Annotated in this window: 17 protein-coding genes and 1 pseudogene; 10 read left to right on the plus strand and 8 right to left on the minus strand. The window is 38.9% G+C overall.

The annotated features are described in order from the left end of the window. Positions 1-110: 110 nt before the first annotated feature. Positions 111-2,336, minus strand: a complete 2,226-nt coding sequence (locus H5122_RS06985; RefSeq protein WP_182681774.1) for a S9 family peptidase — start codon at positions 2,334-2,336, stop codon at positions 111-113. A gap of 111 nt (positions 2,337-2,447) precedes the next feature. Between H5122_RS06985 and H5122_RS06990 the strand changes: the two genes are divergently transcribed. After that, the gene (locus H5122_RS06990) at positions 2,448-2,852 is read left to right on the plus strand and encodes an HIT domain-containing protein (protein WP_182681775.1); all 405 of its coding nucleotides are present in this window, start codon (positions 2,448-2,450) and stop codon (positions 2,850-2,852) included. A gap of 41 nt (positions 2,853-2,893) precedes the next feature. Here the strand turns inward: H5122_RS06990 and H5122_RS06995 are convergent, their stop codons facing one another. After that, positions 2,894-4,594: a dipeptidyl-peptidase 3 family protein gene (locus H5122_RS06995; RefSeq protein ID WP_182681776.1), complete on the minus strand. Its 1,701-nt coding sequence runs from the start codon at positions 4,592-4,594 to the stop codon at positions 2,894-2,896. A gap of 296 nt (positions 4,595-4,890) precedes the next feature. On the opposite strand from H5122_RS06995, the gene H5122_RS07000 reads away from it, so the two are divergent. After that, positions 4,891-5,730 carry an HDOD domain-containing protein gene (locus H5122_RS07000; RefSeq protein ID WP_039485043.1) on the plus strand — a complete coding sequence of 280 codons (840 nt, stop codon included), beginning with the start codon at positions 4,891-4,893 and terminating at the stop codon, positions 5,728-5,730. 55 nt (positions 5,731-5,785) lie between these two features. Here H5122_RS07000 and H5122_RS07005 read toward each other — a convergent pair whose 3' ends face one another. Further along, positions 5,786-7,468, minus strand: coding sequence for an amidohydrolase (locus H5122_RS07005; protein WP_182681777.1), 1,683 nt, complete (start codon positions 7,466-7,468; stop codon positions 5,786-5,788). A gap of 172 nt (positions 7,469-7,640) precedes the next feature. Here H5122_RS07005 and H5122_RS07010 point away from each other — a divergent pair, with 172 nt between their 5' ends. The 3 genes and pseudogenes from H5122_RS07010 to H5122_RS20195 form a co-directional block, all read left to right on the plus strand. After that, positions 7,641-8,123: an energy transducer TonB gene (locus H5122_RS07010; protein ID WP_182672839.1), complete on the plus strand. Its 483-nt coding sequence runs from the start codon at positions 7,641-7,643 to the stop codon at positions 8,121-8,123. Positions 8,124-8,232: 109 nt separating this feature from the next. Then, complete coding sequence (locus H5122_RS20190) at positions 8,233-8,436, plus strand: hypothetical protein (protein ID WP_259395751.1); 204 nt, start codon at positions 8,233-8,235, stop codon at positions 8,434-8,436. Positions 8,437-8,448: 12 nt separating this feature from the next. After that, positions 8,449-8,685: pseudogene (locus tag H5122_RS20195) on the plus strand (energy transducer TonB); the annotation flags it as partial. A 56-nt stretch (positions 8,686-8,741) separates the two neighbouring features. Here the strand turns inward: H5122_RS20195 and H5122_RS07020 are convergent. The 4 genes from H5122_RS07020 to H5122_RS07035 all read right to left on the minus strand — a co-directional run bounded on the left by H5122_RS07020 (position 8,742) and on the right by H5122_RS07035 (position 9,896). Next, positions 8,742-8,978 (minus strand): EF-hand domain-containing protein, encoded by a 237-nt coding sequence (locus H5122_RS07020; protein WP_182681778.1) that lies wholly within the window; start codon positions 8,976-8,978, stop codon positions 8,742-8,744. Between the two features lie 9 nt (positions 8,979-8,987). Beyond that, the gene (locus H5122_RS07025) at positions 8,988-9,224 is read right to left on the minus strand and encodes an EF-hand domain-containing protein (protein ID WP_182681779.1); all 237 of its coding nucleotides are present in this window, start codon (positions 9,222-9,224) and stop codon (positions 8,988-8,990) included. 186 nt (positions 9,225-9,410) lie between these two features. After that, positions 9,411-9,638: a hypothetical protein gene (locus tag H5122_RS07030; RefSeq protein ID WP_024604359.1), complete on the minus strand. Its 228-nt coding sequence runs from the start codon at positions 9,636-9,638 to the stop codon at positions 9,411-9,413. 24 nt (positions 9,639-9,662) lie between these two features. Further along, positions 9,663-9,896 (minus strand): EF-hand domain-containing protein, encoded by a 234-nt coding sequence (locus tag H5122_RS07035; protein ID WP_182681780.1) that lies wholly within the window; start codon positions 9,894-9,896, stop codon positions 9,663-9,665. 330 nt (positions 9,897-10,226) lie between these two features. Between H5122_RS07035 and H5122_RS07040 the strand changes: the two genes are divergently transcribed. From H5122_RS07040 to H5122_RS07055, 4 genes are read left to right on the plus strand one after another with little or no spacing between them, the layout of a single operon-like run. Beyond that, complete coding sequence (locus H5122_RS07040; RefSeq protein WP_182681781.1) at positions 10,227-11,684, plus strand: sensor histidine kinase KdpD; 1,458 nt, start codon at positions 10,227-10,229, stop codon at positions 11,682-11,684. Between the two features lies 1 nt (position 11,685). Then, positions 11,686-12,231, plus strand: coding sequence for a hypothetical protein (locus H5122_RS07045; RefSeq protein WP_182681782.1), 546 nt, complete (start codon positions 11,686-11,688; stop codon positions 12,229-12,231). A gap of 2 nt (positions 12,232-12,233) precedes the next feature. Continuing rightward, complete coding sequence (locus H5122_RS07050; RefSeq protein WP_024597600.1) at positions 12,234-13,583, plus strand: sigma 54-interacting transcriptional regulator; 1,350 nt, start codon at positions 12,234-12,236, stop codon at positions 13,581-13,583. A gap of 8 nt (positions 13,584-13,591) precedes the next feature. Further along, complete coding sequence (locus H5122_RS07055; RefSeq protein WP_002961636.1) at positions 13,592-14,092, plus strand: DUF1543 domain-containing protein; 501 nt, start codon at positions 13,592-13,594, stop codon at positions 14,090-14,092. A 30-nt stretch (positions 14,093-14,122) separates the two neighbouring features. Here the strand turns inward: H5122_RS07055 and H5122_RS07060 are convergent, their stop codons facing one another. After that, positions 14,123-14,350 carry a hypothetical protein gene (locus tag H5122_RS07060; RefSeq protein WP_007581571.1) on the minus strand — a complete coding sequence of 76 codons (228 nt, stop codon included), beginning with the start codon at positions 14,348-14,350 and terminating at the stop codon, positions 14,123-14,125. Positions 14,351-14,482: 132 nt separating this feature from the next. On the opposite strand from H5122_RS07060, the gene H5122_RS07065 reads away from it, so the two are divergent. Beyond that, on the plus strand, positions 14,483-15,733 hold the full coding sequence (locus H5122_RS07065) for a multifunctional CCA addition/repair protein (RefSeq protein WP_182681783.1): 1,251 nt from the start codon (positions 14,483-14,485) through the stop codon (positions 15,731-15,733). Positions 15,734-15,738 lie beyond the last annotated feature (5 nt).

Consider the following 15,738-nt stretch of genomic DNA (forward strand, 5'->3'; position numbering starts at 1 on the left):
CATAGAATAAGCGTAGCTAAAAAAAGAGTTTAATCTAGGCTTAACGCCTATTAATGCAAAAAAAAGGCTGATTTATCAATCAGCCTTTAGTCTGTTATTACTTTACTTGCTTATTTAACGTCAAAATGGCGATTAAAGAAGTTTGTAATTGTTTGATGTAAGTGTGTTTGCACTTGTTTACCGCGTAGGCTGTGCTTAGAGCCTGGGTAGGTCATCATTTCAAACTGTTTTTCGTTATCTTGCAGTTGTTTAAACAACTTAGTTGAATGCGTAAACAATACGTTGTCATCAGCCATTCCATGGTAAATCATTAATGGGCCTTTTAAGCCATCAGCATATGGAAATACTGCGCTGTCTTCATAGCCTTTAGCATTTGTATCGGGGTGACCTAAATAACGCTCTGTGTAATGTGTATCGTATAGAGCCCAATCGGTTACTGGAGCACCTGATACGCCGGCTTGAAAGTAATCGCCCGCTTTAAACATAGTCATAAGCGCCATGTAGCCGCCGTAGCTGTGGCCATAAACACCGATGCGTTGTGGATCAACGTAATCAAGTGTACGTAAAAACTCTACGCCTTTAATTTGATCGGCAACTTCAACCACACCTAAATGTTTATAAATAGCATCTTCAAACTTTTTACCACGGTTGTACGAACCACGGTTATCCAGTTGAAAAATTACATAACCTTGTTGCGCCATGTACTGAAAGTACAAATTTTTACTGCGCCAGCTATTCGTTACTCGTTGGGCATGCGGGCCGCCGTATACGTTAACAATAACGGGGTGCTTTTTGCCATCAGCAATAGTGCTAGGCTTAAATAAACGGTAATGCATAACTTGACCATCTTCGGCTTTAATTGTGCCGTATTCTGGTTTTGTTAAGTCGCTTAAATAAGGAGTAAGCGGGTGGTTACTATCTAGCTTATTTTCTTCAAGCCAGGTAATAAATTCGCCGTTTACTTTACGAAGTGCTGCTGAGTTTGGTTTATTATCAGACGAGCTATTATCGATAAAGGTTTTGCTGTCCTTTGCTAGCACAACATTGTGGTACTGACCTTTTTCGGTGATACGTTTGGCATCGCCTTTTTTAAATAAAGGCGCACTGTATAAATGGCTTTCAAGCGGTGTATCTTTTCGACCGGCAAAGTAAACAATGCCTTTTTTCTCATCAATACCTTTTAAGCTATCAACAGCCCAATCACCTGAGGTGATTTGACGAACAAGTTGACCGTTTGTGCGATACAGATATAAATGTTTAAAGCCGTCGCGCTCAGATGCCCATACAAAATGTTTTTTGTCTTTTAAAAACTCAAGATCAAAATGTAGGTTTATCCACGTTTCGCTGTTTTCGGTCAGCGCTACTTTTTGGGCTTTAGTTTCGCTGTTATAAAAACGCAGCTCTAATTTATGTTGCGAGCGATTTTGCCATTGGTACGACAGTGTATTGCCGTCTTTTAGCCACTTAGCGCGTGCAATGTAAATGTCTTCATTTTTACCTAAATCAATCCAATCTACTTTTTGGTCGTTTAGCTTAACCACACCAAGTTGAATTTTTACGTTATCGGTACCTGTAAACGGGTAGCGCTGGTTAAATAATTTAACTTCGTCAGCGTAAATTTCATTACGGATAGCTTCTTTTACTGGGGTTTCGTCAACGCGGGTATAGGCAATTTTAGTTTCATCACCTGACCACCAGTAACCTGTCATGCGGCTCATTTCTTCTTGAGCAACAAATTCGGCCATGCCGTTTTTAATTACGCCGCCGCCATCTTTACTAAGCTGAATCTCTTTACCAGTCTCAAGCTCTAAAGCGAATAGGTTTTGCTCTCGAATAAACGATACGTAGTTACCTTTAGGTGAAAAGCGTGCATCGGTTTCAAATGCTTCAGTGTCGGTTAGTTTTTTACTTTTAGCTGAGGCTAAATCGTAATAATAAAGGTCACCATTGAGTGGGAATAAAAGTGCTTTGCCATCTTTAGACCATTTGTATTCAAGTATGCCTTTACCAAAAATACGTTGGCGTTCGCGGCGTGCTTTTTCTTCATCTGATAGGTTTTCTGGGCCTGAAAATAACTTTGCCGAATCAACTAGCACACGGTTGGTGTTATCTTTTAGATTGTATTCCCATAAATCGTAGCGGTTGTAGTCATCGCTTTTGCCTTGTAGGTAAGTTACACGGCTGCCGTCAGGCGAAAATTTAAGTTGTACAGGTGATTTACCAGAAAGGCTCGGATCGTCAAAAATTCGCTCCAGCGATAAAGGTTTTGCTTGAACACTAATAGCGCCAACCATTAACGGTATAGCTAGTGAGAGGTGTTTTATTTTTTTTAGCACAAGGTTGCCTTAGCTTATTATAAATATTGCTTTGATGGTAAAGCCAAGCGTGTGCAACTGCAACTAAATGCTATAAAGTGGCGATTATCAAAGACAAAGTAGGACATAGCAATGACTCACCCTGAATTTAAACTAGCGCCAGAACTTAAACGCGACTGTATAGAACTTGCCGATTGGCCATTGTGTAAAGTGCTTTTACTGAACGACAGCTTGTATCCGTGGTTTGTATTAGTGCCTAGGCAGGCTAACTTAAAAGAGATAATTGATTTATCTGAGGATGATCAAATTGTTTATTTAAAAGAGTCAGCCAAGCTAAGTAAATTATTAATGGATGTATTTAAACCAGATAAATTAAACATAGCGGCTTTAGGGAATATGGTGCCGCAATTGCATATTCATCATATTGCGCGTTTTACGAGTGATGCTGCATGGCCTGCGCCAATATGGGGTAAGCACCCAGCAGTGCCGTATACAGATGTACAAATCACAGAGCTAAAAAAAGCGCTGCAGTTTTAAGCCGCAACGCTTTTTTAGGGTTTAACTAAGTTTAACTAAACTTATTTAAGCCCTAGTACCTCTTTACCTTGCTTAAATGTTACATCTACAGGGATATTAGCTTTACTTAGTTTTTCTAAGTCTTTAGCAAGTTCTTCTTTAATGTCGCCATGCGTTGCAATTAGTTGATCTACTTTTTCGTAATCGCCATCACCTTGCAGAGTTAAAATTAAGCGAGAAAGCTTGGCCATTGCAATGCTCATTTTTTCCATATTAACGCGGTATAAGCCTTCTTCATTTTTAGAAAAAGCACCTTCTTGAGCAAAAAAGTTAAAGCGGATCATATTTGCTTTACCATGCGCGCTTGATGCGCCAAAACGAACTGAGCGGAATATACCAGCCATGAAGGTCGTGTAATAATCTTCAATAGTGCCTTCAGTTATTTCGCCTTTTTTAAGTAACTGTTCAATCATGTATAGACCTAAAATATCGGCTTTACCTTCTTCAAGGGCACTTGCGTGTTCTTGTAATGATTGACGAACAGTACCTTTACCAGTAATTGTATTTTTAATACCTAAACCATGCGCCACTTCATGGAACATCGTATTGGCAAAAAATGCATCAAAAGTAATGTGTTTACGCTGCTCTGGTACAATTAACTGCTCTGAAATTGGCACTAAAATTTTATCAAATTTAGCACGCATTGCGTTTTTAAGTTGCAGACGACGAGTTCCTTTTTCTAGCTGTACTTGCTCATCGTTTGGTAAGTTAATTGCAATTGTTTTACTACCCGCGTTTGAATGCCCAGCGTAGTAAACAACATCATATGCATTTAGGTCGGCGTCAGAGCCTGGTACTTCTTGTTTGTACTTAGCATCTACAGGTAAGCCTTTTTGAAGCTCAGGTAAAAATGCTGCAAATTTAGCTAAGCGTTCGCTCCATTTTAAATCTTTAATAAGTACGTAAGATTCATAAGCTGCGCGGTAACCAAATAATTGATCTTCATAAGTTTCAATTGGACCAATAACCACATCTACTGGGTTATTTTTCATATCCATCCAAGCAAAGTCAGATACTTGGAAGTCATCTTTTTGTAGAGCATCGGCACGCAAGTTTAGATAGTTAGCAAATTCTTTATCGTCAGCAAGCTTGCTTGCTTCACGTAAAATATCAGCGGCTTTTGCAAGCTCATCAGCGTATTCTTTTGAATATGGCACGCTGTAAAGCTTGCCTTGCTCATCACGCTTAATTACAGAATAAAGCCCTGTTTTGTCTTCAACGTCTGCATTGTTTAACTCTTCTTTGGTTATATCAGCAGGGTAAAACTGTGCGCCAAGAGGTTTTTCTTTATAGCTGGATAAAAATGCTTCATCACCATTTAAACGATCCCATGGACCATAGTTAATATCAGCAAATTTACGTACTTTTCCATCGTTTAGTTTTGCTAAAAAAGCATCTTTATTTTCACCAAATGCTTGCTTCCAAAATAACTCATCCATTATTTTTGAAGCGTCAATAAGCTTTGCAACCATTGCTCGTTGATTATCGCTTAAGTGCGATAAATCACTTTGTAAGCTAAAGTCGGTGTAAATATCTAAACGTTGTTTATCTGCATTAATAAGCTTAGGGCCTGACTGTGCACTGCTTTTTTGAGCAAGCTCTACGGCTGTGTTGTCGGTAGAAGACGGCGCTTTTTCAGAACATGCGCTAAGAAAAACAACACCAGAGAGCATAATTGCTTGGCTAATTTTATTTAAGATCATTATATTGCCTGTTAAAAAGTAAGTTTAATAATTTGTACTGCTTTAGTTAAAATATTAAGTATGTACAAACGCTTCCTTATTGTGAGTGCATTAAAGCAAAACTAAATGGTAAATAGCAAGTATTTGGCGTTGTAAGGCAAGCATGAGCGGTAAAGCATTATAAATAAAAATAAACTTCTATAATTTTCTTAACTTTATCGGTAAGTTAGACAATACTAATTATATTACTAATACGAAAATTAAATGCCTGAGTTTGCGGTTACTTTACAGGCTGAACACAAAAGGATGGCAGCTTTATGTCTACAGAAAACGCTTTATTAACGATTCTAGTCGATAGAATAAATAACGATACGTTGGTTTTACCAACGCTACCTGAAGTAGCGATTAAGGTTCGCCAAGCTGCAGATAACCCAGATGTGAATTTAATCCAAATGTCAGATGTAATCTCACAAGATCCAGCGCTTTCAGCTCGTATGATAAAAGTAGCTAATAGTGCGATTATGGGACGTTCTGTAAAAGTATCTAATTTACAACAAGCAGTGACTCGTATTGGATTACGTCAAATTAAAAACATTGCTACAGCTATGGCTATGGAACAATTATTTGTATCAAATAATGAGCTAATTAAAGGCTACATGGGTAAGGCATGGCAAAAAACATTAACCGTTGCTAGCCATTCAATATCACTCATGGAGTTTTATTTAAAAAATAGTAAGCACACGTCACTAAACCGCGATTCTATTACACTAGCCGCACTTGTTTATAATATTGGTGTATTACCAATTTTAACTGAAGCTGAGCGCCACCCAGAGGTGTTTGCTAATCCAAGCTTTTTGGCTCATGCAATTCAAAAGCTTAGCGGAAAGGTTGGCTCATCTATTATGCAAGCGTGGGAATTCCCTAAAGAGTTTGTTGATGTAGCTCAGAGCTGGGCTGACCCAAGTTACAAACCTGAAAAAGTAAGTTACGTGGATTTTATTCGAGTAGGGGCTATTTTAGAGGGCACGTTACAAGTTTCTGATAAGTCTGCAGCGCTGCAAACGTATATAGACAAAGGCGTTATACCGTCTATGCAGCTATTCACAAGTGATGAGTACAACGACATGCTAAAAGATGTGAAAAACATGTTTAGCTAAAAGTGCCTTCCTACACAACCAAAAAGGGTTAACTTGCGTTAACCCTTTTTTAGTTTTATTTTTCGGTGGTATTTTCTGTTTTAGTTTTTTCGTATCGCTTTATTCCTGCTACCCATGTTTGCAGTACGTTTGTTTTGTATATCTCCTCAACAGGCACTTTAAAGTAGTCTTTATCAATTAAAATAAAGTCGGCCCATTTACCTTTTTCTAAACTACCCACCTTAAATTCTTGATGAGCTGCATAGGCGCTACCAAGAGTAAATGCACGTAATGCATCTTCGCGGCTTAGTACTTCACTTGCGCGCCAGCCGTTTTCCGGTAGTTCGTTATGATCCATGCGTGTAATGGCTGAATACAAACCATCAAATGGATTTGCAAGCTCTACAGGGTAATCAGAGCCCGCAGCAACCACCGAACCTTGCTGTAAAAATGTTTGCCACGCGTAGGCGCCGCTTAGTTGTTTTTCAGTTAAACGCTGCTCTGCCATATGCATATCAGAAGTGGCATGCACCGGCTGCATTGAAGGGATTATTTTTAACGCTTTAAAGCGAGGGATATCATCAGGGGTTACAATTTGGGCGTGCTCTATTCGGTTTCGCAGTAATATACCGCCCGTTTTTTTAAACACATTTTGATAGGCATCAAGTACTACTTTATTTGCTTTGTCGCCAATGGCGTGAGTATTTGCGCTAAAGCCGCTTTTAAAGCTTTGTGTAAAGAGTGCTTCGAGTTTCTCTTGTGTTTCAAGCATTAAACCATGGTGACCAGGTCTGTCTGCATATTCTTCAATAAGTGCTGCACCACGAGAGCCCAGTGCGCCATCGGCGTAAACTTTAACACTGCGAATTTCCATAAAGTCATTTTTGTCGTGGTACCGGCCTGCCTTTAACATTGTGTCTAAATCAGGGCTTGCACCACTTAACATTGCCACAATACGCAGTGGTAAATTACCAAGGTCGCCGCGCTCTTTGTAAACCTCCCATGTGGTTTTATCAATACCTGCATCGTGAGTAGAGGTAATGCCTAAACTTAATAAATGTTTACCAGCTGCATCTAGTGAGTCACTTATATCTTGTTTTGAAGGGGCTGGCATATGCTGTGTAATTAGCGATTCTGCTTTGTCTACAAAAATACCCGTAGGATTGCCAAATTCGTCTTTAATTATCTCACCGCCTTCAGGTGCTTTTGTTTGGGCGGTAATACCTGCAAGTTCGAGCGCTTTTGAATTAACCCAAATGGCATGGCTATCAACTCGAGAAAGCACCACAGGTCGATCGTTAACTACTTTGTCTAAATCTTTAGCCGTAGGAAAGCGTGTATCAGGCCATAGCTCTTGGTTCCAACCTCGCCCTATAATCCAACCTTGTTTGTTATCGGCAAATACTTTTAGTTTATTCGTTACTTCATCAACCGATTTTGCACCGCGTACATCAAGTTGCGATAAATTATCGCCAAGGCCAATAACGTGCCCATGAGCATCAATTAAGCCTGGTAATAAGGTATTACCGTGCGCGTCAATTAGCTTGGCATATGGGTAGCTATCTTTAAGTGTATCGCTACCTAGTTTTACTACCTTGCCATTTTTAATAACGAGGGTAGTAAACTGCTGTACTTCACCTTGATATAAAGGGGTATAACCGTTGGCATTATAAATTACTTTTGTTTGTGCAATAGTGTAACTAGAACTAGCGCAAAGGCTGGCTAGTATGAGTGGTTTGATTATTTTTTTGAGCGGCATAGTTACTTAATTTTTATTGTTAATTTACTTACATTAACAAACTTGATTTTATAATACCAATGAATTGATAGGCCTCATTTTAAGGTTTTTCTCTATACTAACTGTTTACAAAATAGGTAATTGATGTGAATATTTAGTATGTAAAACAATCAATAAAGCATAAGGAAACGCTATGAAAGCCCTCTATTTATTACTCCCATTAACTTCATTACTTGTGGCATGTGGAGCAACACCTACGACAGAGGAAACTGTTGAAAAGCTAGATTATATAGATTTATCAAGTGTTGAGCTGCGCGATAGGGTGAAAGACTATTGGAATATTTTAACAAGAACAGAACCACAATATCCAATAGCTGCTGCAAAAAAAGGTCTTGCAGGTTGTGTAGAACTCATGACTATCATTAATTCTGAGGGTAGGGCGCAAGGATATAAAGTAACCTCCTCATATCCTAAAGGGTTATTTGATGAAGCCGCAGCTCAATCTTTAAGTACATGGGCCTGGTTGCCTACTAACGTAAATGTAGCTAAACAGCCTGTTCTTACTCATATTAGAATTGATTTTACTATTGAATCAAAACCAGTAGGTGAAAAATATTTAAAGAATTGTCCGGCTGGCGAAGCATTTCAAATAACGGGAGAAAGAAGAAAGTCATAAGATTTTAAGTGGAGTATTTATATACCTCACTTTGGTGGTGCGTTTGCATAACAGGTAATTGATGCAACTACTTAAAAAATTATTTATAACGAATTGATAAGGAAATGCTATGAAAGCTCTCTATTTATTACTCCCCTTGAGCATGATGCTGACAGTCTGTAGCTCAATGTCTGATAAACAAATAAACGATGAAATGCCGAGTTTTATTGATTTATCAAGTCCTGAACTGCGAAGTAAGGTAGGTGAATACTGGGATGTTGCTAAAAGAGTTGAGCCGCGATATCAGATAGAAGCTGCAAAGAAAAGTATTTAAGGCTGTGTTGAGTTTGCTATGTTAATTAATTCACAAGGTGAAGCCCAAGGGTATAAGGTTGTCTCGTCTTACCCTGAGGGCGTGTTTGATATTGATGCGGCAGCTGCTGTGGGTTTATGGAGCTGGAAACCGACAGTTGAAAATACGAGTAAGCAACCGATTCTAACTTATCTCAAAATGGATTTTATGGTGAGCCCAAAACCTACTGATGCAGAGTACTTAGCGCATTGTTGTAAAAATAAAGTCTAAACGTAATTAATAGTATAAATATAATAAGCTAGGTGTTTGTGTACCTAGCTATAAGATTACTTACTTGCATATAAACTGTATTCACTTAGCGTTAGCTTGCCGTCTTTGTCTTGATCATAGCTTGAAAATCGAGACCACAAAGCGGGGTCTACAGCGGTTTCTGAACGTGTTAAAAAACCATCCTGGTTTTTATCAAGTTTTTCAAATTGCTTTGCAACATTGTTGCTTGCAGCAAAGCCTAATGTGCTAAAAATACTAAACGCAAAAAGCGCTATATAGCTTGTTTTTTTCATGAAAAATACTCAGTAGAGGTTATCGGTAAGGTAATTTTTAAATTCGATTAACGAAATTTGGTTATCTTGGTTTTTGTCCCATTTTACAAATGTGTTTAATAGTTGTGGTTGGGGATCAAGTTCGTCATGCGTTAAATAGCCACTTTTGTCGCTATCGAGGTGATCAAAGCGTTGCTTTACATCAAGTGCAGCGGCATCAAAGCTTAATAGCATTAAGATGCTTATAATAAGGGGAAGTATCTTCATGGTGTTCCTTCCAAAAGATGTATTTAAAGTTTGTGGCTAAAATAAAGTGAAAAGGAAAAAGCACTTGCCGTAATTTAACTCCCAACATTAAATCCTTTTACACACTCCCTCAGGGATTATGGCAAATGCTTTTAATTCCAGTTTACCTATAACAAGCTTAAGTAAAGCTTAATCAGTAATTACTCATTAAGGTTTAAAGCTTTCAAATTCTTTTTTTGAGATTTTTTCATCACCGTCTTCATCTAAGTCGGCAAACTGTCTCATTACTTCCTTGTCTTCCTTTGCTTCTGCAATTGATATTTGTCCGTCCATGTCTTTATCTAAGTGGGCAAAACGCACATTTGTTGGCGATGCAATTACGGTGGCACTAATTGCTAAAAACATTAATGAAAAAGCGGCTATAAGTTGTTTCATAATCACGTTCCTTATTAAATGAGTTTATTGAATAAATTTTTTGAATTCATCTAGCGACAATTGCCCATCTTGATTAGTATCAATTTGAGAAAAATTCTCGTGTAACACAGCATCTTCACCTGCTTCGGCTTCACTTAATGTGCCGTTACTGTCTTTATCAAGTTCGTTAAAAGTCGCGTGAACGTCCATTGCGTGTGCATTAGCGCCTAAAAAGCCTAAAGTCAGTAATGATGAAATTACTAAAATGCGTTTGTTCATAATTATTTCCTTATTGATTAAAGTTATTACTCCTATTACAAAAATGGTGCCAATAATAATTGTTGTTATTTTTCAAATGGTTATTTTTTTAGCTTTAAGCCAGTGAGAAGTTTTTACTGGGTTTATTGTAATTTTTGTGCGCCTTTTGCAACACTATTCAATGGGGTTAAAGGGGAGTTTATTAAAATCAACGAGTTACGTTGTCTCTATTTGGCGACACATTGTTTTGTAGTGTTGGCTGTTAATCGTATTAAATATAATTGCTGGTTCAGCTAGTGTATAAGGTAAGCACTTAATAATAGAACGCTTAACTTAAAAGGACTAAACGAAATGCCAGCAACCATAGCTAAAAAATACCAAGCAATGCTTAACTGGCGGCCTAATTTAATTGGGCAATTTGCAATGAGTATGCTGCTTTCGTTACTGCCGCTTTCTATAGTGGTGATCGTATTTTTAAATGCGCTTAATAAGCAATTAGCGGTTACTCAAAGTATTGTGAGTAGTAACTACCAAGTTACCAAATCGTTTAACACTTTAAAGCAAGAGCTCAACAGCCTTGAACGCGCTACTAGGCAAAACTGGGTATTAAAAAGTGAATCGCTAGATAAGCTCATTGTCGATAAATGGCAATCATCCCTACAAAGCATTGATGAACTCAAATTTGTAAACACGAATAAAGAGTATATCAACCAATGGCAACGCTTATATACCACCTTACAAACCGCGCATGTAAAACTCGTTGAGCAAAAACAACAACAAGCTGAGCTATTTGTGCCAGTGAGCGATTTAATTGCTGAACTTACTTTATGGTTACGTGATAAAAACGAAGCGCAAATTACCAATAACCAAAATGAGCTTACAAGCCTGCAAGCGTCATTTATAAACTGGCTGGTGGCACTTATCCCTCTGACTTTAATTGTTGGGGGAGGTTTTTTATGGCGCATAAGTGGGCGGCTAAAAGGGTTAACTACGGTTATTGATAAGCTTGGGCAGGGGCATTGGCAGCAAAAAATATCTGTGAAAGGTTCAGCTGAGCTTGTTGAACTAGGAGAAAAGCTCCAATGGGTACAAGAACAGCTTCATATGCTTGAGCAGCAAAAAGATACTTTTTTACGCCATGTAACTCATGAGCTAAAAACGCCGCTTGCTTCAATGGTTGAAGGCACTGACTTATTAACTGATGAAATAGTAGGCCCAATTACTGCTGAGCAAAAAGCAGTGCTTGAGCTTATTAGCCAATCTATGGTGCGCCTTCGTACAATGATTGACAGCTTGCTGAGTTATAATGCGATTCGCACCAGTAAAGACAGCTTAAGCGAAGTTGAATTTAGTCTTCTTATTAATAAAATTAATAGCCATTTTGAGCATCGCTTAAGTGCGCGTCAGCAAGCTCTGCAGTGGCAAAACACTTTACCTAACAAACCGCTTGCTTTACCTAGTGAGCTTATTGAGATGATTTTAATACAGCTTATTTCAAATGGCTTAAAATTTTCACAAGATAAGCAAAGCGTTACTATTAATTTAGCGCTTGAGCAAAACCAGCTTTGTATCGTTGTGATTGATAAAGGCTGCGGTATTAAAGAGCAAGAAAAAACTCAAATTTTCAGCGCATTTTATCAAGGTAAACACAGTAAAAATGTTACGCTGCAAGGCAGTGGACTGGGTTTAACTATTGTAAAAGAGTCTGTTGAACAGCTAAGAGGTACACTTAGTGTTGAGCATAACGAGCCACATGGTTGCCGGTTTTCAATTAAAATTCCCATAACAAAAAATCTAGGAGTTAATTAACATGCGCTTGCGTTTAATCGCTATTTTATGTGTGCTCAGTAGCAGCATGGTTATATCAGGTTGTGAAATTAATAATGGGCAAGAAGAGCGTGTGTCAATTACACCTGCACCTGTGGTCGATACAAAAAAAGCGAACGATAAAAACAGTAACCCTAGTCCAAAGCCTAGACCAAAAATTGAGCCAAGCTATCCTCCTGCAGAGCAGGTTATTGCATGGCATGCTAATCAGTGTGGTGGATTTAAATTGGTACCTAGCAAAGATGTTTTTACAGGCGAAAGCGAGCTTAAACGCTTTTTTAAGTTCATGTGCTTAAACATAAATGATGATCCAAATACGGTAATGACTCAGTTGCTAAAGCTCGATCTTGCTTACTTTTGGCCTGATGACATAAAGCAATATTTATGGCTTCAAAAGCAGCAAGTAACTATGCAAATAAATGCTAAAAAAGAGCAGCAAGCACTTAATAATAAAATGCAAGAAACCCTCTCATCGTTAGCAACGATTGAGCAGCAACTTTTACTACGAGAAGAAATGAAGGAGCAGTAATGATGGCCGCAACTAAAGTACAAGGTGCAAAAGTATTACTCGTAGACGACGACGCTAGCTTATTAAAACTGCTCGCTATTCGTATTGAATCAAAAGGATACGAAGTAACAACCTGCGAAAGCGGCTTAACTGCACTACAAATACTTAAAAGCCAAGTGTTTGATGCCGTTATAACCGACTTACGCATGGATGAAATGGATGGTATGGCACTGCATCGTCAGCTGCAAAGCCGCTACCCTGCATTACCTGTCATTATGATGACAGCGCACGGCTCAATTCCTGATGCCGTAGAGGCAACTAAGCAGGGCATTTTTGCATTTATAACTAAACCAGTGGATAAAGACGAGCTATTTGACAGCCTTGCTAAAGCGATAGAAATTCATGGTGTTAACGCCGATGAAGCTGCACCTAAAAGTAATATAGTTACGCGCAGTGGTGCCATGCTGCACTTGTTAGAGCAAGTAAAACTACTTGGGCCAACCCAAGTTAATGTACTTATTTCGGGGGCTAGTGGTACTGGTAAAGAATTACTCGCACAGGCGATTCACCAGCATAGCCATGTAAGCGGTGGCCCTTTTGTTGCAATTAACTGCGGCGCTGTACCAGGGGAGCTTTTAGAGTCCGAATTATTTGGTCATAAAAAAGGCTCGTTTACGGGTGCAATTAAAGATCACCAAGGTTTGTTTCAACAAGCACAGGGTGGCACGTTATTTTTAGACGAAATTGGCGATATGCCGCTTAACTTACAGGTTAAGTTACTGCGCGTATTACAAGAAAAAACAATTCGCCCAGTAGGTTTTCAAGAAGAGATAGCAATTGATGTACGCATAGTGTCGGCAACACATAAAAATCTTCCTGAAGCTATTTTAAACCAGCAATTTAGAGAAGATTTATACTATCGCTTAAACGTAGTTAATTTAAAATTACCGCCACTGTGTGAGCGCCGCGAAGATATAAGCTTATTAGCACAGCACTTTAGTGCAAGCATTGCTAAGCGCATGAACCAAACTGAAAAACACTTTGCAAGCGATGCTATGCATGCGCTTGTACGTTACGACTGGCCAGGTAATATCCGCCAATTACAAAACGTAGTAGAGCAGGTTGTAGCATTAACGCCAAGCGATGTTATTTCAGAGCACTTAGTGTTAGCTGCGCTAAATAGTAACGAAACAAACGTAGAACCATTATCACTAAACGACGCTAAAAAAGAGTTTGAGCGCGACTATGTAATTAACACTTTAAAAATGGCAGGTGGTAACGTAGCTGAAGGCGCTAAGCTTGCCAAGCGCAATCGCTCAGATTTTTATAAGTTGATTAAAAAGCATAATATTGATGTTGATAATTTAGGTTAAGGAAAAGCATGCAGTTATTTATGGTGTATTTAGGGGGGCGAATTCAGGGTTGCCACATTGAAATGCATGATATTCGTTTTGTAGTAGGGGAGAATATAGAGCAAACCTACTCAAAGTTAAAAAGCCAATGGGTAGGCGACAGAAGTAGTGTTCACATGGATAGCTACATGGCAATTAATCATATTGATGGCTTTAAAGTAGAAGTTGTTGATAGCTATGTGGAGCAAAATAAACAACTCTATTTTGTAAATTTAGGCGCTTACAGAAGTGATTCTATGGCTGAGCAACATGACTTTGCACTGTATGTTGCAAGCAGTAGCCATGAAGCTAAAGAGCGCGCTAAAAACGATTTGCTCGCAGGGCTTAGTCATATTCATAAAGATGATTTACATGATGTGGACGATTGCTTTGCCATTGATTTACTCGACAGCCAGCTAAACATTAAGCTCACGCCCAGCGGTATATCGCAGCCGATAAAGCCAGACTGGTTTGGCTATCACATACTTTAAATTATAATAAGTAGCTAAAACAGAGTAGGATTAAGAGTCCTGCTCGTTTTGTTCATCCTTTTCGCTTTTAGCCGCCATTTTAAACGCCACAATAACCAACCCAAACATAGCAAACGGCAGTGCTGCCAACATGTATTCAACCACATTACTGTCTTGAAAATTTGCTTGTAGTAAAAAGTGACCCGCCACACACATCAAAATAACCACTAATAAAATGGGTAGTAACATGAGTTCTTTTTTTGATGAATGGTTTTTCATTAATTATGAGGCTATAGCTAAAAATAATGCGCCATTGTAATGAGCTTACTTAAGCTTGGCAAATACCGCAGAATTTTTTAATTAATGATATGATTAGCGTCAAACAATTGGGCAAGTGTTATTGGGAATAAAGTGAAAAGTAACTTAAAACAAGTTTACCTCGTTGGCGGTGCAGTGCGCGACAAACTGCTAAATATAAAATCAAAAGATAACGACTATGTAGTGATTGGGGAAACACCAAAAACGATGGAATCGCTTGGTTTTGTGCCAATAGGTAGTGACTTTCCGGTTTACTTACACCCAAAAACAAAAGAAGAATATGCACTAGGGCGCACAGAGCGTAAAAGTGGCAAAGGCTATACTGGCTTTGTGGTTGATGCCAGCCCAACCGTTACGCTAGAAGAAGATTTAGCAAGGCGTGATTTGACCATAAATTCAATGGCGCTTGATGAACACGGTAATATTATTGACCCGTTTAATGGCCAAACTGACTTACAAAATAAAACACTGCGCCACACCACTGAGGCATTTGTAGAAGACCCTGTTCGAGTACTGCGTATTGCCCGTTTTTTAGCGCGCTATGGCAGTGATTGGCGTATTCACCCAAGTACCTATGCATTAATGCGCGAGCTTAAAAATAAAGGTGAGCTCAATCATTTAGTACCTGAGCGCGTGTGGCTTGAAACCGAAAAAGCACTGGGTGAAAAGCACCCTGAGCTTTATTTTGAAGCACTGCAAGGTTTAGGTATTTTTCCAGAACTTGAGCGCATGGTTAATGTACCGCAACCGGCAAACCATCATCCTGAAGGGGATGTATTTGTGCATACTATGTTGGTACTTAGGCGTGCAGCCGATTTGAATTTTAACTTAGAAGCACGCTTTGCTGCACTTACCCATGATTTTGGAAAAGCGCTGAGTTTTAAAAAGTATGGAAACCTACGAGGGCACGAACGCGAAGGCGTTGCAGTTATTGAGGCGTTTTGTGAGCGCTTAAAAGTGCCAAACCGTTTTCGCGATGTTGGTGTACTCACCAGTGATAATCACACCCTTTGCCACACGATTGATCAGTTAAGGCCGCAAACCATTCACAAGCTAATAGTGACTAACTTAAATGCGTTGGTACACCCAGAACGTTTTATAGCGTTTACCCAAGCATGCCAATGCGATGCACAAGGGCGTGGTGAAACACTGGTCGATAAGCCATACCCGCAAGCAGCTAAGCTGCGAGCAATTCATACTGAACTGCAAAAAATGGATAAGAAACAAGTAGTGCAAGATGCACTTAAAAATGGCAAAAAAGGCCCTGAAATAGGCGAAGAAGTAAAACTTGCAGAAATAAACTGCATTAAAGCATTTTTAGAACATGAGAAGTCCCAAGCGTAATAAAA

Origin of the sequence: Pseudoalteromonas sp. SG43-8, assembly GCF_014164245.1 — a bacterium.
Taxonomy (GTDB): domain Bacteria; phylum Pseudomonadota; class Gammaproteobacteria; order Enterobacterales; family Alteromonadaceae; genus Pseudoalteromonas; species Pseudoalteromonas distincta.